The sequence below is a fragment of the Microvirga ossetica genome, from assembly GCF_002741015.1.
GTDB classification, from domain to species: domain Bacteria; phylum Pseudomonadota; class Alphaproteobacteria; order Rhizobiales; family Beijerinckiaceae; genus Microvirga; species Microvirga ossetica.
Window position 1 is genome coordinate 3,748,569 of the sequence record NZ_CP016616.1, and the last position, 15,907, is coordinate 3,764,475.

Genomic DNA, 15,907 nt, shown 5'->3' on the forward strand with positions numbered 1-15,907 from the left:
CCCACCGGCAACGTTCTTCCCAAGCTGAACGAGGCGCCAAGTTGATGGCACTCGTACATTGGCTTTCTCAGAACCCGGGAAGGATTGCGCCATGGGCCTTTTTTCGAAGGATATCAAGTCGTTGGATGATCTCTTCATCCATACCCTGCAGGACATCTACTACGCGGAGCAGCAGATCACGAAGGCGCTGCCGGAAATGATCGAGAAGGCGAGCGATCCGCAGCTGAAGCAGGCCTTCCAGACCCATCTCGGCGAGACGCAGCAGCAGATCCAGCTGGTCGAGCAGGTGTTCCGCATGCACGGCCACGATCCGAAGGGCGTGACCTGCCCGGCCATCGACGGCATCATCGACGAGGCCCAGGAGATCGCCGGCGACATCGACGACCCGGAGGTCCTCGACGCCGCGCTGCTCGCCGCCGCTCAGGCGGTGGAGCATTATGAGATCACCCGCTACGGCACGCTCGTGGCCTGGGCGAAACAGCTCGGCCGCGAGGATTGCGCCGGCGTGCTGCACCAGATCCTGGATCAGGAAAAATCCACGGATCAGAAGCTCAGCCGGATCGCCGAGAGCAAGATCAACACGAAGGCTGCTTAAGCTCTTCGTTCATTGGAACGGAAATGGCCTCCGCAAGGAGGCCATTTTTGTTTTGGGTTCAAAGTCGATCATGACTGTCATGGCCGGGCTTGTCCCGGCCATCCCGCTTCTGAAAAGCGCTGCGCCTTGCCTGATCGAGATCACCGGCACGAGGCCGGTGATGACGGGCGCAAAATTGGCCTAGGCTTCACTTCGCCGGCAACGCATAAGCGCGCAGGAAATCCGCAAGGTCGTTGGTGATGTAGTCGATTTCCGGTGTCTTGACGGCTTCCTGCTCGAAGCTTTCCCGGAACGGGTCGAGGGTCTTCGGCACGATCAGGGTCGTGGTCATGCCGAGCTCGTGCGGCACGGACAGGTTCTTGGCGATGTCCTCGAACATGGCCGCACGCGCAGGCTCGACTCCGTGCTTGTCGAGAAAGATCTCGTAGGCGCGCCGGTCGGGCTTGGGCACGAAGTTCGAGGCGGCGATGTCGAACACGTCCTCGAAATGATCGAGGATGCCGATCTTCCTCGCCACGTTCTCCGCGTGCTTGCGCGAACCGTTGGTGAGGATGAGCTTGCGGCCGGGCAACTGCTGGATGGCCTCGCCCAGGCTATGGTTCAGCTCGATATCCGTGTGGTCGATATCGTGGGCGAAATCGAGGAAGTCGGTCGGATCGATATCGTATTCGTCGATCAGCGCGCGCAGGGTCGTGCCGTATTTGTGGTAGAAATACTTCTGCAGCGCCTGGGCGGACAGCCCGTCGAGGCCGAACAGATTCGTGATGTAGAGCGTGATGCGCTGGTCGATCTGCGGCCAGATGCGCGAGGAGTGCGGGTAGAGCGTGTTGTCGAGGTCGAAGACCCACGTCTCCACATGGGAGAAGACCCGGGAATCTGCGGCGGACAGGTGGTTCTCAAAAGCTGGCTTGGCGTTCATGGATCCCAAAGACGACAATGGGGCCGTGCGGCCCCACTGACTTGAATATAGGCGTTCTCGGGCGTCCCGTGAAGGGCGAAGCCCTACCCCCTGCGGATCAGGGTGCCCGCGCCGTGGTCGGTGAACAGCTCCAGCAGCACCGCGTGAGGCACCTTGCCGTCGAGGATGACCACGGCCTCGACGCCCTTTTCCAGGGCATAGATGCAGGTCTCGATCTTCGGGATCATGCCGTCGGTGATGGTGCCGTCGGCGATCAGGCGGCGGCAATCCTCGATCGTCATCTCCGGGATGAGGTTCTTGTTCTTGTCGAGAACGCCCGGAACGTCGGTGAGGAGCAGGAGGCGCTTGGCCGTCATGGCGCCTGCGATGGCGCCTGCGAAGGTATCCGCATTGACGTTGTAGGTCTGGGCGTCCTGGCCCGTCGCGACGGGGGCGAGGACCGGGATCAGCTCGGCCTGGAGCACCTGGTCCAGAACGGCCCGGTTCACGTGCTCCGGCTCGCCGACGAAGCCTAAATCCACCACCTTCTCGATATTGGAATCCGGGTCGACCGCGGTGCGGGTCACCTTGCGGGCGGTGACCATGTTTCCGTCCTTGCCGGACAGGCCCACCGCCTTGCCGCCCTCGGCGCCGATCCAGCCGACGATCTGCTTGTTGATGGAGCCGGCGAGCACCATCTCCACCACCTCGACGGTGGCCGCATCCGTCACGCGAAGCCCGCCCTTGAACTCGGACTTGATGCCGAGCTTCTCAAGCATCTTGCCGATTTGCGGGCCGCCGCCATGCACGACGATGGGCTTGATGCCCGATTGCTCGAGCAGCACCACGTCCTCGGCGAAATCCTCGGCCGCCGCCCGGTCGCCCATGGCATGGCCGCCATACTTGATCACCACCACCTGCTGGTCGTAGCGCTGCATGTGCGGCAAGGCCTGCACAAGCACCTCGGCCTGCACATGAACGTCGGGGAGAGGCGTGGACGGATCGGACATGAACGGCTCCGGCGCGGTGATCGGGTTCAAACGGCCTGCCTTCTAGCCGAAGGCGGGGCCGCTGCAAACAGAGACTTCAGGCTCTCAGGCGAAGAACGGCGGAGATGCCCACCAGCAGCCACCCGAGCATGAGGAGAATGCCGCCCGAAGGCGCGGCCCTCGGAAACAGCGCCACTCCCGAGAAGGCGCGGCGGGAGAGGTCGCCGCAGAACAGGACGAGCCCGAGAACCAGCATATAGCCGGCGATCTGGGCGAGGACGGGGTGGATGGCTCCAGCGGCGATCAGGGCGACGAGGGCGAGCAGGGCAGGGGCGTGAAACAGGAGGAACTGCGCCGCCGTCTCGAGGTTGCCGCCCGTGACATGGGCCTCCTCGGCGGCGGAGAGGCCGACGCCGAGGAGGCCCGACAGGGAGGCGAGCACAAGCAGGAGGCGGGCGGCAAGGTTCATACCGCTCCTCTTTCGCTCAGAAGCTTGGCGATTCCTGCGCGCAGTTCCGGGATGCCATGCCCTGTCCGGCTTGATGTCGGCAGGATCTCCGGGAAGGCCGCGGCCCGCTTCGCGATCTTCTGCAGGGTGTCGGCCATGCGCTTCTCGAGCTCGCCCGGCTTCAGCTCGTCCGCCTTGGTCAGCACGACCTGATAGGACACGGCTGCCGTGCCGAGGGTCTCCAGCACCGTCTCGTCCACCGGCTTGATGCCGTGGCGGGCATCAATGAGCACATAGACGCGGGCGAGGCTCGCCCTTCCGCGCAGATAATCGTGGATCAGCTGCGTCCAGGCCTGAACTTTTTGCTTCTCAACGGCAGCAAAGCCGTATCCGGGCATGTCGACGAGATGGAAGCGGTCGTTGACGTTGAAGAAGTTGAGTTGCTGGGTGCGGCCCGGCGTGTGCGACGTCCGGGCCAGCGTGTTGCGCCCGGTCAACGCATTGACGAGGCTCGACTTGCCCACATTGGAGCGTCCGGCAAAGGCGATCTCTACCTTGCTCATGGGCGGCAGGTTCTGCAGGGAGTTGGCGGCCCATATGAAATCGGCTTCGCCCGCAAAGAGCTTGCGGCCGATCTCGAGGAAGGGGTCGGTGTCCTGGTTCGGGGGGCTTGTCTCGGTCATGGGGCTCTTATCGGCGCTCGGATCGCATTGTTCAAGGCGCCGGGTCGCTTTCCTGCCGGGCTTCGAGCGCCTCAAATCCAGAACGGGTCGGTCTTGGAGAGGGATTTCATGGCCGACTTGCTCTTGTCGAGAAGCTTCGCTTGCCGCTGCTTCGCCCGTTTGGGCGAGGTCTCGACGAGCGAGGGAACGAGGGAGCTGCCGACCGCCAGATCGTGCAATTCGCCGAGCCCCTCCTGGAGGTCCTCCAGGTTGGCCGCGAGCCTCTTGCGGCGCTTCTGCGCCTTGCTGGAGGGGAAGAGCGAGGCGAAGAACTCGGTGCCGTAGCGCAGCTTCTTGATGCGGATCCGCAGCTTGTGGCGCTCCTCTTCGCTGCGCTTGCGCAGACGCTTCCCGCTCTTGCGGATGCGCTTGAAGCGGCGGGAGAATTCGTCGGAAACGAAATCCCGCGCGGGGCGCTCACGGGCCCGCTTCATGTCGGGCTCGTCCAAGGTCGCCCAGGTTCCGGCCTCGATCCAGGCGGCAGCCTTCAGAATGACATCCATGAACCGGCGCGATTCGAGGGTTTCCAGCAGGTCGCGGTAGGCCTCGCTCCGGTGCCGCTTGATCTTCCGGATCTGCGTCTTGTCGTATTCGGCCTTCGTGGAGCTGACCCGCTCCAGGAGGACATCGAGGTCCCGGGCTGTGCCCATGGCCTGCCCGGCCCAGCGGAGGTCGTCCTTGATCGCCGCGCTTTCAGGATCGGTCAGCAGCTGCTTTCCGAACAGGGAGAGAGCGGCCCGCAGACGGCGCAGGCCCACGCGCATCTGGTGCAGGACCGCGGGATCCTGAATCTGCCGCACGAGGGCTTCGTTTTGCAGCATCTGGGACAGGCAGGACCGCGCGATGATCTGGAAGGCCTCGGCGCAGGTGGCGTTCTTCGGAAGCGCGATCGGCTCCGCGCGGAAGGGCTGAACGGAGGCCGCATCGAGGAGGCGGTAGCCGCGCTCCGATTTCGCCACCGTCGAGAGGCGCAGGGGAACGGTTTCGCTCAGGCGGCGTGCGAAGGCGAAGAGGGCGGCAGGGCTGCCTTGCCTCAGTTCCAGCTCGACCTCCGAAAACGCGACCTCCTGCTGCTTGCCGGAGGCCTTGGCCCGGTCGAGTGCGACTTCGATCAGGGCGCCGTCGAATTCCGCTTCGAAGGCCTTCCTGTCCGTGTCGACCGTAAAGACAGGCTTGAGGCTCTCCCGCATCGCCTCATCCGCCACGAGCGATTCGAGAGGCGTACCGGCGGCCGCGGATAGGTCGAGCTCGTTATTGACCGGGGTTTCCCATTCGCTGCGGTCCATGGCGAGGCTTCCTTTGGCGCCTTCGGCCTTGATGGTCTGGATGGCAGATTCGTTGCGGTGCCGGATGCGCAGGCTGATGCCCTCCCGGTGCAGGGCATGATCCTCGGTGTCGAAATAGACCGCATGGAGCTGTCCGCCCTGGTCGGGCAGAGGGCGGAGATGGGACAGGGCCGGATGGGTGAGAAGGTCGTCGGCGGTGCCGGAGGCGAGCTCCAGCTTCAACTCGATCTCCCGGGGTGGGATGTCCGATCTCGAACTCCGCTTCAGCCGGTTCTCGGGGGCACTCATGACCTGTCACCGCTCTGTCTCGACCCTTCTTCATATAGAGGCGGAGAGGCGGGAGAACATCGCGACGAGGGAGACCGGCGCCGAAAAGAAAATCCCCGGGACGAGGCCCGGGGATGATCATGTTCGGTTTTCTTCCGCTCAGCTCTTGGCAGGGCTGGTCTTGCGGCTGAAGGTCTTGCGCAGGTTGTCGAAGAGCTCGATCTTCACGCCGTTGCGCCTCATGATGAAGGCCTGTTGCGTCACGGAGAGCAGGTTGTTCCAGGCCCAGTAGATCACGAGGCCGGCGGGGAACGAGCCCAGCATGAAGGTGAAGATCACCGGCATCCAGGCGAAGACCTGCTTCTGCACCGGATCCGGCGGCTCCGGGTTCATCTTCATCTGCAGCCACATGGTGATGCCCATGAGGATCGGCCAAACGCCGAGCATGAGGAAGTGGCCGACCACCGGCACCGCGCCCGGATTGAAAGGCAGGAGGCCGAACAGGTTGAAGATCGTGGTCGGATCGGGCGCGGCGAGGTCGCGGATCCAGCCGAAGAACGGCGCGTGGCGCATCTCGATGGTGACGAAGAGCACCTTGTAGAGCGCGAAGAACACCGGGATCTGGATCAGCACCGGCCAGCAGCCGGCGACCGGGTTGATCTTCTCCTTGCGGTAGAGCTCCATCAGCGCCTGCTGCTGCTTCATCTTGTCGTCGGCATAGCGCTCGCGGATGGAGGCCATCTCCGGCTGCACCGCCTTCATCTTCGCCATGGATCGGTAGGACTTGTTGGCGAGCGGGAAGAACAGGATCTTCAGCAGCACCGTGACGAGCAGGATCGCGATGCCGAAATTGCCGAACAGGTGGAAGAAGAAGTCGAGCACCTTAAAGAGCGGCTTGGTGATGAAGTAGAACCAGCCCCAGTCGATCAGGAGATCGAAGTTCTTGATGCTGTACCTCTCGTGATAGGCATCGACGGTCGCGACCTCCTTGGCGCCGGCAAAGAGGCGCTGGTTCACTTCGGTCGTGGCACCGGGCTGAAGCGTCTGCGATGCGCCGGCAATCGTGGCCTGATAGGTGCGATCGGTCGTCTGGCCCTGCTGCGAAGTGAAGGAACCCTGGAAAGGCTGCGTTTGGTCGGGAATGACGGCAGCGGCCCAGTACTTGTCGGTGATGCCGAGGAAGCCGCCGGTGACCGAGTTCCAGATCTGGCCGACCGTATTGCCGCCCGAGATCGGCTCCTTCTTGTCGAGGTTCGCGTAGGTGACCTCCTGCAGGCCCTCGTCGCCGAGAACACCGATCATGCCCTCGTGCAGCACGTAATAGCCGAGGGTGACCGGGCGGCCGTGGCGGGAGACGAGGCTGTAGGATTGCAGGGTCACGGGCGCCGTGCCGCGGTTCTCGACCGCGTCCTTCACCGCGAACATGAACTTGTCGTCGACCGAGATCGTGCGGCGGAAGACCAGACCCTGCTCGTTCTGCCAGGTCAGGGTGACCGGGCTGCCGGGAGTCAGAGAAGTCTTGTCGGCCGTCCACACCGTATTCTGGTTCGGCAGGCTGCCCGCCTGTGCGCCGATCCAGCCGAACTCCGCGTAATAGGGGTTCTGGGCGCCGGTGGGCGACAGGAGCACGATGATCGGGCTCTTGGGATCGACGGTCTCGCGGTAGTTCTTCAGGGACACGTCGTCGATGCGGCCGCCGCGCAGGTTGATGGAGCCGGCGATGGAGGGAGTGTCGATGGCGACGCGCGGCGAGCTGGCGAGGGCTGCCTCACGAGTCTGAACAGTTGGAGCCGACGACGTGCTCGGAACCGTTCCCGGCACGGTGGGCGAGGCGCCACCGGCTTGGCTCGGGCTTGCGGGCGGATTCGGTGCGTTGGGATTGACCTGCGTGGATTGCGCCTGCTGCGCGGCCTGCCGCTGCTTTTCGGCCTGGGGAGCCGCAAAGAAGTATTGCCAGCCCAGCAAGACCGCCAGCGACAGGGCGATGGCGATGATGAGGTTTTTGTTATCTTCACGCATGGGAATGTCCGCGACGCTCGCCGTTGGAGGGAGGTGAGGAAGGTTTGGTACGCTCTGCCGGAGACGCGCTTTTCGGCCTGGTGACCGCCCGCAGCGCGCGCCGAAGATCGTCGATGAGGACGTCGAAGTCGGCGGAGAGGATGTCGCGCCGTCCGATGATGACGACGTCCGCATCGATCATGGCGTAGTCCCGGCCTGCCGTGGGGATGGCGGCCCGGAGCCGGCGCTTGATCCGGTTGCGCTCGGTGGCGTGGCCGACTCGCTTCGTCACCGTGAGGCCGAAGCGCAGGCCGAGGCCCGATCCCTCGCGCAGCCGAGCCTGGACCGACATCCGCTCGGTATGAAAGCGGCGGCCAGAGGCCGCCGCGACGAAGTCAGGTCTTTTCGTCAGACGCCCGAGGCTCAGCTCTGCGCGAGGCTCGCGCATCGGGCTATCCTAGGCTGCTTACGCCGAAAGGCGCTTGCGGCCATGGGCGCGGCGAGCGGCAATGACCTTGCGGCCACCCTTGGTCGCCATGCGCGCACGGAAGCCGTGGCGGCGCTTGCGAACCAGCTTGCTCGGTTGATACGTCCTCTTCACGGCACATCTCCGGTCGAATGGGGCAGCGGTGCTCGAAGGCTCGCGCCCGTCTGGTTTGAATGGGGTTTCCCCCGAAACTGTCTCGAAAAAACGATCAGCGCCCCAGAAGAGCGCTGTCAGCTTGCGGGCTTATGACGGAACGGATGGGCAAAGTCAACGCCGCTCTGGTCTTTATGCGGCAATCGGCCCGGCGCCCGTCGTCCTCTGAGCGGGACGGTGGGCGCACATCTTCCGGGCACTACATAACACGCCGATTCAGGAGAATCCGTGGCTGCGACACAACCGAATCCCGCCCGCGCAAAGGAGACCGGCCTGCCCTGGCGGGTCCTGCCCCTCGTCCTGTTCCTGGTTGCGGTCGGAGCTGTCTTCGCGACTGGGCTGCATCGGTCCCTGAGCTTCGAGACCTTCCTTCGCTACCAAGCCTGGCTTCAGGATCTCGTCGAAGCCCACCCGATGAGGATGCTCGGGCTCTTCGCCGCGGTGTATGTGGCAGCGGCGACCTTGTCGCTGCCGGTCTCGGCCTTTCTGATCACCCTCAGCGGCTATCTCTTCGGCTGGGCGCTCGGCGGCCTTGTCGCCGCCGTTGCCGCGACCTTGGGGGCAGCAAACATTTTCCTGATCGCCCGCACCTCCATCGGCCAGCCCCTGCTGTCGCGGTCGGGGCCCCGGATCCAGAACCTTGCCGCGGGTTTTCGGGGTCAGGCGTTCCTCTACCTTCTCTCCTTGCGTCTGATCCCCGTCATGCCGTTCTGGCTCACGAATCTGGCCGCCGCCTTCTTCGGTATGCGCCTGCGGCCTTTCCTGCTCGCGACCCAGATCGGCATGCTGCCGATTTGCTTCGCCTTTGCGTTCGCAGGATCGGGCCTGGACGAGGTCATCGCCCGGCACGAGGCCCTCCGCACCCAATGCCTCGCAGCCGGCCGGAGCGATTGCGCGATCGAACTCAGCGCCGCGAGCCTGTTGACGCCCCAACTGACCGCTGCTCTCTCCATGTTGGGAATTCTGGCGCTGGTCCCGGTCGCACTCAGATATTGGCGCCGACGGGGAGGTGGAGAGGGATGAAGAGGGCGCCTTCCCGTGTCTTTCCCATGGGATGAGGGTGCGGCGATGGAATGTTATGGCTTGTGTCATACTGCGCCGCCTGAGATGAAACGGGAATGAGCCGAGAGCAGACCACCTTTTCAGGGCGTATCCTGAGCCAGTTCGGGCTCTCTGCGCGCCTGCTCCTGCTGACCGTGCTCTTCGTGATGATCGCGGAGGTGCTCATCTATGTGCCCTCGGTCGCCAATTTCCGGCTGACCTGGCTCAACGACCGACTGGCGGCGGCGCAGATCGCCGCCATGGTTCTCGATGCGGCGCCTGAGGAAACCCTGTCGGAAGAGCTGGAAATGCGCCTTCTGCAGGGCGTCGGCGCAAGGGCCATCGCCTTGAAGGGGGGAGGGCGCAGAAGCCTCCTGGCCGCAGGCGATGTCCCGCCGGAAGTGAGCAAGACGGTCGATCTGCGCGACGCGCAGTGGATGACCCTGGCCCGGGACGCCATGGAGGTCCTGTTCAATCCCGCCGACAAGCCGATCCGGGTCATCGGTTCGGGCATGGGAGTCGAGTTCGTCGAGATGATTCTCGATCAGCGCCCCCTGCGCCATGCCATGATCGAGTTCTCGCGCAACCTCCTGCTCCTGTCCCTGTTCATCTCCGCCATCACAGCGAGCCTCGTCTATCTCACCCTGCAATGGGTGATCGTGCGTCCCGTGCGGCGGCTCACCGGCAATATCGCGGAGTTCTCCAGCAACCCCGAGGATGCCTCGCGGGTGATCCGGCCGACCGACCGGGTCGACGAGATCGGGCTTGCCGAACAGGCGCTGGCCCGCATGGAGACCACCCTTGCCGATGAGCTGCGCCAGAAGCGGCGCCTGGCCCAGCTCGGCCTTGCGGTGAGCAAGATCAATCACGAGCTGCGCAACATGCTCACGACGGCGCAGCTTCTCACCGACCGCCTCGACCGGGTCAGCGACGAGAGCGTGCAGCGCATCGCGCCCCGGCTCGTCAGCACCCTCGACCGTGCCATCGCCTTCTGCGAGACCACCCTTGCCTATGGCCGGGCGACGGAGCCCCTGCCGCAGCGGCGTATGATCCCCCTCGCGCCCCTGATCGACGAATTGTCGAACCTGACGGATCTGGCCCCGGAGGTGGGAATTACGTTCGAGGCGCAGGTGTCGGATGACCTGATGGTCGATGCCGACCCGGATCAGCTCTCTCGCGTCCTCGTCAACGTGGTCCGCAACGCCGTCCAGGCGATGAGCCAGGCGGGATCTCCCGAGGGCACGCCGCGGATCGACGTGTCCGCCTCTCGGGAGGGCGCTTCCGTGGTCATCCTGATCCGGGACAACGGGCCCGGCATTCCCGAGCGGGCCAGGGCCAACCTCTTCGCGCCCTTCCAGGGCTCGGCCCAGAAGGGTGGGACAGGCCTCGGCCTGCCCATCGCCGCGGAGCTCGTCCAGCTTCATGGCGGAACGATCAGCCTCGACGAAGGCAACGGAAAAACCTGCTTCCGCATCACCATTCCGGACCGGCTTTCACCCGCAGCGGCAAAGTGAGGCTTTCCGCATATCTTCTGCACGAAGAGGCTTGCCAACCGGATCAGATCCCTCTATGTCACCGGCCTCGGCCAACGTTGCTTCCCAAGAGCGACCTGCCGACCAAGCGCCCGTAGCTCAGCTGGATAGAGCACCAGACTACGAATCTGGGGGTCAGAGGTTCGAATCCTTTCGGGCGCGCCATTTTCTCCTTACATTGACGATGCAGGCAAGGTTCGACGCTGCTCGTTCACGCGCAGCAGCCCCTGGCCATTGCATTGGAGTATCGAGGTTCTGCATTGGAGTATCGAGGTTCAAACCTCTGCGGCTGGCGTGACGCCGAGGTCGTCGAGCTTGGCGCGAACCTCGGTGACCGGGCGTTTCAGCTTCAGGCTGATGACCGAGACAGGAACGCCTTCTCTGGCGAGGGCCAGGAGGGCCTGCACGGCCTCATAATTCCAGTGTTCTCCGGCAGAGTTCATGACATCTGTCTCCGTTGCGAGCCGGGAGGGTCCGCCTCAAGTGAGGCGAGATGATGAAAAAGCGGGGCTGGGAAAGCTTTCCGCCGCAACCTTAGCCGAAGCTGTGCGTTCCTTGAGAAGGCAACACACTGACAGGGACCGCATCATGAGCATTATCTGGACCATCATTATCGGCTTCGTGGCTGGTTTGATCGCGAAATGGATCATGCCAGGCCGGAACGAACCGTCCGGCTTCATCATGACAACCATTCTCGGCATCGTGGGTGCCGTCATCGCCACCTATCTCGGTCAGGCTCTGGGCTGGTATCGTGCCGATGAGGGGGCAGGTTTTATCGGTGCCATCGTCGGAGCCATCGTCGTTCTGTTCATTTATGGCCTGATCGCCGGACGCCGTTCCACTTCGTCCTACTGAGTTCTCACGCGCGTCTAGACGGAAAGGCCGCAGCGCTGCTGCGGCCGTTTCCCGTTCAGCCCCGATAGACGAGGCGTTCGCTGTCGTGGCCGCCCGTGATAGCCGCCTTGACCGGGCAATTGCCTACATATCCGCGCCAAGCCAGATAAGAACCGCCGGCGAGCGCGAGCACGCTCAGCAGCGGGTTCGGGCGCGGCTTGGCTGCCGCGGCGGCGAGGCCAAGGCCCACGAGCATGTAGACCCCGCGTTCGGCGGTGCTGAGATTGGGCTCTCCGTTCATCACTTCGGTTCTCCTTGCTTGGCTTTGGCGAACGCGACGCGAAGCCCGGTTGTTCCGCGCGACGCAGGCGTGACCGGGGCAGGAACCTCAAAGCTTGACCTTCGTTGAGTCCACGCTTCAACCATGGAGTTGTCACGATGCCAGCAAGCGAAAAAACTCTGAACGATCTCTTCCTTCATACGCTGAAGGACATTTTCTACGCCGAGAAGCAGATCCTGAAGGCGCTGCCGAAGATGGCGAAGAACGCCGAATCCGAAGAGCTGAAGCAGGCCTTCGAGACTCATCTCGAAGAAACGCAGGGCCAGATCGAACGGCTGGAAAAAGTATTCGAAATGCTCGGCAAGCCGGCCCGCGGCGTGCAATGCGAGGCGATCAACGGCCTCATCGAGGAAGGCAAGGAAGTCATGGAAGACTTCGCCGACAGCGCGGCGCTCGATGCCGGCATTCTCGCCGCTGCGCAGGCCGTCGAGCATTACGAGATCACCCGTTACGGCTCGTTGAAGACCTGGGCTGAGGAACTGGGCATGCGCGATGCCGCAAAGCTCCTCGATCAGAACCTTCAGGAGGAGAAGAAGACCGATCTGCTCCTGACCAAGCTGGCCGAGGCCCGCGTGAATACGAAGGCTGCCTGATAGCGGTCTGCCCTTTAAAGGCTCCGCGCTCCCGATGGGCGCGGAGCCTTTTTCATGAGGTCTCAATGGCAATGTGCATTGTCCGGCGCAACCTCCGTATCCAGGATCAGGCGCATGGAGCCGGATGGCGTAATCTCGAGCGCGGCTTTCATCGTGTCCGGAAATTCGACCAGATGCATGAAGGCGAGAAGCCTGAGGCGCACGATCGGAGGAAGCTGCGCGAGACATTGTGCCAGGGATTGCGATGCGCGGTCGATCATCTCTTCCTGGACGAAGGAGGCGAGGGGAAGGTTCTCGTCAGGCAGCGACATGGGGCACCCGATTCAGAGGGCCGCGCAGCGGCGCGTTGCGGACAAGGGCGGAACTGCGCAGTCCTGCGAGGCCGCAGACGCGGTCCAGGCTTTGCTGCGAAATCTCGATCGAGGCCGCGATGCATGGCTGGCCCTCGATCACGGTGGGCAGGCCCAGTGGTTTGACCTTGAAGCCGGCCTGGTGCCAACGGGGCAGCCACCACATCTCGACGACCGCCGTAACCTCCGTAATCCCCTCCTCGAGTCAGAATTGCTGAATGGCTGCGAGAAGCCGACAATCGGTTCGGCCCATCCGTCTCTCCTTAACGACGAAATAGCGCGTCCACTCGAGAACATGCTGCGCCTTTGGGAGGCCGCGCGGTGCCATATGGCCGAAAACCTCGCTCAGCATGTGCGGCAGAACGGTCGGGTAGAGCCGCTGCCCGCCGACCACCCGGTCTCCATCGAGGGCGAGCAGGTAGATCGCATCATCGTTGTCGTAATCATCGATCTCGCGCCCGTCGATCTGGTGTAGATCGCGCCATCCTCGCTCGTTCACGAATATTTCGTATCTAAGGCGGAAGTATTCATCCAAGATGTCTTGGTATGAATCTCGATTTGTTCTATCGATAACGTGGATTCTGGTCATCTTGCGCAATCCCCAATCTTCCATTGATGGGGCAATCCTCGCGCATCCGGGTGACGGCGGATATTGTAGGAAGTTACAGGGTCGGCATCATATGCCGATCAGCTTGTACTGCAGGGCTCGCGCCACGGCCTGGGTCTTGTTGACGGCGTCGAGCTTCTGGCAGGCGCTCGCGATATGGGCGGTCACCGTCCGCTCGGTGATGCCCAAGATCTCGCCTGTATCCGCGGCCGATTTTCCGGCGGCGGCCCAGATTAGGGCTTCGCGCTCCCGTGGGGTCAGGAGGCCGGAGCCGGCATGCAGACTGGGCTTGAGCAATTCCCGGGCACGCTCGAAGGCATACATGGCCATCAGATGCAGGGCGGGCTTCGTCCGGGATGACAGGTCGAGGTCCACGCCGCTCATGGAGAAGCACGCCTCGTAGCCGTTGATGCCGTGAATCGGCAGGCAGAAGCCTTCCTTCATCCTGAAATCCGTCGCCCGCTCCATGATCTCGGCAGCTCTCGGCTCGCCTGCCCGATCGTAGGGAGCTTCCGACCATTCGAAAGGCTGGGTCGTATTCCTGCAGAGGCGGATGATGGGATCGCTGCGCACATAGTCTTCCCTAGCATAGATGTCGAACCAGCCCCTGGGCCATTTCTTCAGCAGAACGACTTGCTCGAACCGTTCCCTGGGGCTCGGCAGGCCAGTAATGATGAAGTTTTCGAACCCGAAGAGGGAAAACGTTTTGGCGACTGCTTCCACGACCTTACCCGGGCTGTCCAGGTGATCGAGGCTATCGATGAAATCGAAGGCCTCCGTTGCATGGTCGAAGGTGCTGCCGCTCACGGAAATCTCCACAGTCAATACAACTTTTAGTTAAATATTATAGATATACTACCAAAAGTTTTAGAAATGGCCTAGATAGGAAAAGGCAGAGCAAAGCAGGAGCGGCGGTTGCAAAAGAAGTCTCCCAACCAGGTCGACAGGCATATCGGCAGCCGCGTCAGGGCGCGGCGGCTCATGCTTGGAATGAGCCAGGAAAAACTCGCGGACGCCTTGGGGCTTACCTTCCAGCAAGTTCAGAAATACGAGAAAGGCGTGAACCGCATCGGCGCCAGCCGCCTGCTTCACATCGCCGGGATCCTGGATGTCAGCATCGAGTTCTTCTTCGAAGGGCTCCCCGGGCTGCGTGCGGGAGGGTTCTCCGATGACAGCCTCGTGGCGGAATTTCTGACGCGATCGGAAAGCGACCGCCTTGTCCGCGGGTTCCTGAAGCTGAAGGACGACGAAGCCCGCAGGAAGGTCGCCGACCTGGTCGATTGGCTCGCTTCGGTGAGCTAGAGGGGGAGGCGGCGAACCGTGTCCGGTGCTAAAGCATTGGGCCCTGGGAAGGTTCGGAACCTGCCGCGCTTCTAAATGGTTAGACACTCACGATTAAGAGAGGTCTACCATGGGCGTGGGACAGCAGAACACCAACAGCCAACAGGACAATGGCAACGAGGATTGGGATGCGCTGAAAGGCGATGTCGGCGACATTGCCGGCGCCGCAGTGGAGCGCAGCCGCTATTTCATCGATTCGGCGCGTGAGCAGGCAACCGATTATGCCGACCGCCGCAAGGACGATGTCGCGGCATCGGTCGCGGACTTCGCGAATTCCCTGCGCGAGTCCACGCGGTCCTTCGACGAGCGCCCCAACATCCGCGCCGTCGTCGACAGCGCCGCCGAAGGCCTAGAGCAGCTGGCGGAATCGATCCGCGAGCGCACCTTCGCCGATTTCTTCAACGAATTCGAGGATGTCGTGCGCCGTCGCCCGGCAACCGTGGCCGCCGTATCGGTCGCCGTCGGATTCCTCGCCGCCCGCTTCATCAAGAGCACGGCGGAAGATCTCCGCTACGATGACGCTGGTCACGCCGCGGCTCGCGGCGCACGGGCCCCTGTCCGCCAGGCGCAGCGCCCGCGCACACAGACCGGCGCCTAGTGGGGACCGCCATGCAGGGCAACAACCAAACCATCCAAGGTCTCGTCGGCGAGGCGCTGCGGGAATCGACCGATCTCGCGCAGAAGGAACTCACTCTCTTCCGTACGGAGATTTCCCAGAACATCCGTACTCTCTTCCTGGGCCTCGCCATGGTGGTCGTGGCGGCAATCTTCGCCATCGCTGCCTTGATGCTGCTGACCGAGTCGCTTGTCGAATGGCTGGCGACGGTCGTCAATTCCGAGGCCCTGGCCGCGCTCATCGTCGGTGGCGTCATGGCTCTGATCGCCATCGGACTCGGGCTATGGGGCCGCAGCACCATGACATCGTCCTCGCTTGCGCCGGAGAGAACGATGCGCTCGCTCAAGCGTGATGCGGAAGTTCTGTCGGAAAGAGGTGCATGATGACGCAGAGCTTGCACGATCTGGAGCAGGACATCGCGCGCAGCCGCGCCCAGCTCGACCGGACCATCGATCGTCTGCAGGACAAGATGTCCGTCTCGGGTGTCGTCGACGACATGCTCGGCACTGCGCGCACCAGTCAATATGGGCCGCTCTATGACCGGGTTCTGGAAACGGTCAAACGCAATCCGGTTCCCGTGATGCTGATCGCGTTGGGCATTGGCCTTCTCGCCCACCGGCTCAGCCGACCGCCATCCAGATCCCATAAACGGCTGATCGCCGCCGATGAGGATCTCATCACCGAGGAGCACCTCTTGATGGAGATGGAAGACTCGCGACTTTACGGCTCGCAGGCCGATCCGCTGCAGCGCTCCGACGAGCTTTTCGAGAGTCCCAGCACGACACCCCGCTTTTAGCGATTTCAGTGAAT

Annotated in this window: 23 protein-coding genes and 1 tRNA gene; 10 read left to right on the forward strand and 14 right to left on the reverse strand. The window is 63.1% G+C overall.

Annotation, left to right across the window (positions count from 1 at the left end):
* Nucleotides 1-91: 91 nt before the first annotated feature.
* Nucleotides 92-595: a YciE/YciF ferroxidase family protein gene (locus BB934_RS17800; RefSeq protein ID WP_099510830.1), complete on the forward strand. Its 504-nt coding sequence runs from the start codon at nucleotides 92-94 to the stop codon at nucleotides 593-595.
* Nucleotides 596-782: 187 nt separating this feature from the next.
* On the opposite strand, the gene BB934_RS17805 is transcribed toward BB934_RS17800, so the two are convergent.
* The 8 genes from BB934_RS17805 to rpmH all read right to left on the reverse strand — a co-directional run bounded on the left by BB934_RS17805 (nucleotide 783) and on the right by rpmH (nucleotide 7,804).
* The gene (locus tag BB934_RS17805) at nucleotides 783-1,514 is read right to left on the reverse strand and encodes a pyrimidine 5'-nucleotidase (RefSeq protein ID WP_099510831.1); all 732 of its coding nucleotides are present in this window, start codon (nucleotides 1,512-1,514) and stop codon (nucleotides 783-785) included.
* A gap of 83 nt (nucleotides 1,515-1,597) precedes the next feature.
* Nucleotides 1,598-2,503: an acetylglutamate kinase gene (gene argB / locus BB934_RS17810; protein WP_099512985.1), complete on the reverse strand. Its 906-nt coding sequence runs from the start codon at nucleotides 2,501-2,503 to the stop codon at nucleotides 1,598-1,600.
* A 76-nt stretch (nucleotides 2,504-2,579) separates the two neighbouring features.
* Nucleotides 2,580-2,951: a DUF423 domain-containing protein gene (locus BB934_RS17815; protein ID WP_099510832.1), complete on the reverse strand. Its 372-nt coding sequence runs from the start codon at nucleotides 2,949-2,951 to the stop codon at nucleotides 2,580-2,582.
* Nucleotides 2,948-3,613, reverse strand: coding sequence for a ribosome biogenesis GTP-binding protein YihA/YsxC (gene yihA, locus BB934_RS17820; RefSeq protein WP_099510833.1), 666 nt, complete (start codon nucleotides 3,611-3,613; stop codon nucleotides 2,948-2,950). The genes BB934_RS17815 and yihA overlap by 4 nt, the downstream gene beginning before the upstream one ends.
* 71 nt (nucleotides 3,614-3,684) lie before the next feature.
* Nucleotides 3,685-5,226, reverse strand: a complete 1,542-nt coding sequence (locus BB934_RS17825; RefSeq protein WP_099510834.1) for a CYTH and CHAD domain-containing protein — start codon at nucleotides 5,224-5,226, stop codon at nucleotides 3,685-3,687.
* Nucleotides 5,227-5,364: 138 nt separating this feature from the next.
* On the reverse strand, nucleotides 5,365-7,224 hold the full coding sequence (gene yidC / locus BB934_RS17830; protein WP_099510835.1) for a membrane protein insertase YidC: 1,860 nt from the start codon (nucleotides 7,222-7,224) through the stop codon (nucleotides 5,365-5,367).
* Nucleotides 7,217-7,651 carry a ribonuclease P protein component gene (gene rnpA, locus BB934_RS17835; RefSeq protein WP_099510836.1) on the reverse strand — a complete coding sequence of 145 codons (435 nt, stop codon included), beginning with the start codon at nucleotides 7,649-7,651 and terminating at the stop codon, nucleotides 7,217-7,219. Before rnpA ends, yidC begins: the two co-directional genes overlap by 8 nt.
* An 18-nt stretch (nucleotides 7,652-7,669) precedes the next feature.
* Nucleotides 7,670-7,804: a 50S ribosomal protein L34 gene (rpmH, locus tag BB934_RS17840; RefSeq protein WP_027314822.1), complete on the reverse strand. Its 135-nt coding sequence runs from the start codon at nucleotides 7,802-7,804 to the stop codon at nucleotides 7,670-7,672.
* Nucleotides 7,805-8,071: 267 nt separating this feature from the next.
* Between rpmH and BB934_RS17845 the strand changes: the two genes are divergently transcribed.
* The 3 genes from BB934_RS17845 (at nucleotide 8,072) to BB934_RS17855 (ending at nucleotide 10,581) form a co-directional block, all read left to right on the forward strand.
* Nucleotides 8,072-8,866: a TVP38/TMEM64 family protein gene (locus BB934_RS17845; protein ID WP_099510837.1), complete on the forward strand. Its 795-nt coding sequence runs from the start codon at nucleotides 8,072-8,074 to the stop codon at nucleotides 8,864-8,866.
* Nucleotides 8,867-8,961: 95 nt separating this feature from the next.
* Nucleotides 8,962-10,398, forward strand: coding sequence for a sensor histidine kinase (locus tag BB934_RS17850; protein ID WP_099510838.1), 1,437 nt, complete (start codon nucleotides 8,962-8,964; stop codon nucleotides 10,396-10,398).
* A gap of 106 nt (nucleotides 10,399-10,504) precedes the next feature.
* Nucleotides 10,505-10,581, forward strand: a tRNA-Arg gene (locus BB934_RS17855).
* A 110-nt stretch (nucleotides 10,582-10,691) separates the two neighbouring features.
* Here BB934_RS17855 and BB934_RS48560 read toward each other — a convergent pair.
* Nucleotides 10,692-10,859, reverse strand: a complete 168-nt coding sequence (locus BB934_RS48560; protein ID WP_173909464.1) for a hypothetical protein — start codon at nucleotides 10,857-10,859, stop codon at nucleotides 10,692-10,694.
* A 145-nt stretch (nucleotides 10,860-11,004) separates the two neighbouring features.
* Between BB934_RS48560 and BB934_RS17860 the strand changes: the two genes are divergently transcribed.
* Nucleotides 11,005-11,271 carry a GlsB/YeaQ/YmgE family stress response membrane protein gene (locus tag BB934_RS17860; RefSeq protein WP_099510839.1) on the forward strand — a complete coding sequence of 89 codons (267 nt, stop codon included), beginning with the start codon at nucleotides 11,005-11,007 and terminating at the stop codon, nucleotides 11,269-11,271.
* Between the two features lie 55 nt (nucleotides 11,272-11,326).
* Here BB934_RS17860 and BB934_RS17865 read toward each other — a convergent pair whose 3' ends face one another.
* Nucleotides 11,327-11,551 (reverse strand): YgaP-like transmembrane domain, encoded by a 225-nt coding sequence (locus BB934_RS17865; protein WP_099510840.1) that lies wholly within the window; start codon nucleotides 11,549-11,551, stop codon nucleotides 11,327-11,329.
* 137 nt (nucleotides 11,552-11,688) lie between these two features.
* Here BB934_RS17865 and BB934_RS17870 point away from each other — a divergent pair, with 137 nt between their 5' ends.
* Nucleotides 11,689-12,183 carry a YciE/YciF ferroxidase family protein gene (locus BB934_RS17870; RefSeq protein ID WP_099510841.1) on the forward strand — a complete coding sequence of 165 codons (495 nt, stop codon included), beginning with the start codon at nucleotides 11,689-11,691 and terminating at the stop codon, nucleotides 12,181-12,183.
* 62 nt (nucleotides 12,184-12,245) lie between these two features.
* On the opposite strand, the gene BB934_RS17875 is transcribed toward BB934_RS17870, so the two are convergent.
* The 4 genes from BB934_RS17875 to BB934_RS17885 form a co-directional block, all read right to left on the reverse strand.
* On the reverse strand, nucleotides 12,246-12,494 hold the full coding sequence (locus tag BB934_RS17875; protein WP_099510842.1) for a hypothetical protein: 249 nt from the start codon (nucleotides 12,492-12,494) through the stop codon (nucleotides 12,246-12,248).
* Complete coding sequence (locus BB934_RS49145; RefSeq protein WP_237050004.1) at nucleotides 12,481-12,699, reverse strand: hypothetical protein; 219 nt, start codon at nucleotides 12,697-12,699, stop codon at nucleotides 12,481-12,483. Before BB934_RS49145 ends, BB934_RS17875 begins: the two co-directional genes overlap by 14 nt.
* A gap of 39 nt (nucleotides 12,700-12,738) precedes the next feature.
* Nucleotides 12,739-13,032, reverse strand: a complete 294-nt coding sequence (locus BB934_RS49150; protein ID WP_237050005.1) for an acyl-homoserine-lactone synthase — start codon at nucleotides 13,030-13,032, stop codon at nucleotides 12,739-12,741.
* A gap of 177 nt (nucleotides 13,033-13,209) precedes the next feature.
* Nucleotides 13,210-13,947 (reverse strand): LuxR family transcriptional regulator, encoded by a 738-nt coding sequence (locus tag BB934_RS17885; RefSeq protein WP_099510843.1) that lies wholly within the window; start codon nucleotides 13,945-13,947, stop codon nucleotides 13,210-13,212.
* A gap of 108 nt (nucleotides 13,948-14,055) precedes the next feature.
* Between BB934_RS17885 and BB934_RS17890 the strand changes: the two genes are divergently transcribed.
* From BB934_RS17890 to BB934_RS17905, 4 genes are all read left to right on the forward strand, one after another.
* Nucleotides 14,056-14,442, forward strand: coding sequence for a helix-turn-helix domain-containing protein (locus tag BB934_RS17890; protein ID WP_099510844.1), 387 nt, complete (start codon nucleotides 14,056-14,058; stop codon nucleotides 14,440-14,442).
* A 109-nt stretch (nucleotides 14,443-14,551) separates the two neighbouring features.
* Nucleotides 14,552-15,079, forward strand: coding sequence for a hypothetical protein (locus tag BB934_RS17895; protein ID WP_175608886.1), 528 nt, complete (start codon nucleotides 14,552-14,554; stop codon nucleotides 15,077-15,079).
* 11 nt (nucleotides 15,080-15,090) lie between these two features.
* Nucleotides 15,091-15,480 (forward strand): phage holin family protein, encoded by a 390-nt coding sequence (locus BB934_RS17900; RefSeq protein ID WP_099512987.1) that lies wholly within the window; start codon nucleotides 15,091-15,093, stop codon nucleotides 15,478-15,480.
* The gene (locus BB934_RS17905; RefSeq protein ID WP_237050006.1) at nucleotides 15,477-15,893 is read left to right on the forward strand and encodes a DUF3618 domain-containing protein; all 417 of its coding nucleotides are present in this window, start codon (nucleotides 15,477-15,479) and stop codon (nucleotides 15,891-15,893) included. The genes BB934_RS17900 and BB934_RS17905 overlap by 4 nt, the downstream gene beginning before the upstream one ends.
* Nucleotides 15,894-15,907: the final 14 nt, after the last annotated feature.

Excerpts from the sequence above, each read along its gene's own strand:
- BB934_RS17800 (WP_099510830.1), top strand. The coding sequence starts at position 92 with ATGGGCCTTTTTTCGAAGGATATCAAGTCGTTGGATGATCTCTTCATC.
- BB934_RS17805 (WP_099510831.1), bottom strand. The coding sequence starts at position 1,514 with ATGAACGCCAAGCCAGCTTTTGAGAACCACCTGTCCGCCGCAGATTCC.
- argB (WP_099512985.1), bottom strand. The coding sequence starts at position 2,503 with ATGTCCGATCCGTCCACGCCTCTCCCCGACGTTCATGTGCAGGCCGAG.
- BB934_RS17815 (WP_099510832.1), bottom strand. The coding sequence starts at position 2,951 with ATGAACCTTGCCGCCCGCCTCCTGCTTGTGCTCGCCTCCCTGTCGGGC.
- yihA (WP_099510833.1), bottom strand. The coding sequence starts at position 3,613 with ATGACCGAGACAAGCCCCCCGAACCAGGACACCGACCCCTTCCTCGAG.
- BB934_RS17825 (WP_099510834.1), bottom strand. The coding sequence starts at position 5,226 with ATGAGTGCCCCCGAGAACCGGCTGAAGCGGAGTTCGAGATCGGACATC.
- yidC (WP_099510835.1), bottom strand. The coding sequence starts at position 7,224 with ATGCGTGAAGATAACAAAAACCTCATCATCGCCATCGCCCTGTCGCTG.
- rnpA (WP_099510836.1), bottom strand. The coding sequence starts at position 7,651 with ATGCGCGAGCCTCGCGCAGAGCTGAGCCTCGGGCGTCTGACGAAAAGA.
- BB934_RS17850 (WP_099510838.1), top strand. The coding sequence starts at position 8,962 with ATGAGCCGAGAGCAGACCACCTTTTCAGGGCGTATCCTGAGCCAGTTC.
- BB934_RS48560 (WP_173909464.1), bottom strand. The coding sequence starts at position 10,859 with ATGAACTCTGCCGGAGAACACTGGAATTATGAGGCCGTGCAGGCCCTC.
- BB934_RS17860 (WP_099510839.1), top strand. The coding sequence starts at position 11,005 with ATGAGCATTATCTGGACCATCATTATCGGCTTCGTGGCTGGTTTGATC.
- BB934_RS17865 (WP_099510840.1), bottom strand. The coding sequence starts at position 11,551 with ATGAACGGAGAGCCCAATCTCAGCACCGCCGAACGCGGGGTCTACATG.
- BB934_RS17870 (WP_099510841.1), top strand. The coding sequence starts at position 11,689 with ATGCCAGCAAGCGAAAAAACTCTGAACGATCTCTTCCTTCATACGCTG.
- BB934_RS17875 (WP_099510842.1), bottom strand. The coding sequence starts at position 12,494 with ATGTCGCTGCCTGACGAGAACCTTCCCCTCGCCTCCTTCGTCCAGGAA.
- BB934_RS49145 (WP_237050004.1), bottom strand. The coding sequence starts at position 12,699 with ATGTGGTGGCTGCCCCGTTGGCACCAGGCCGGCTTCAAGGTCAAACCA.
- BB934_RS17895 (WP_175608886.1), top strand. The coding sequence starts at position 14,552 with ATGGGCGTGGGACAGCAGAACACCAACAGCCAACAGGACAATGGCAAC.
- BB934_RS17900 (WP_099512987.1), top strand. The coding sequence starts at position 15,091 with ATGCAGGGCAACAACCAAACCATCCAAGGTCTCGTCGGCGAGGCGCTG.
- BB934_RS17905 (WP_237050006.1), top strand. The coding sequence starts at position 15,477 with ATGATGACGCAGAGCTTGCACGATCTGGAGCAGGACATCGCGCGCAGC.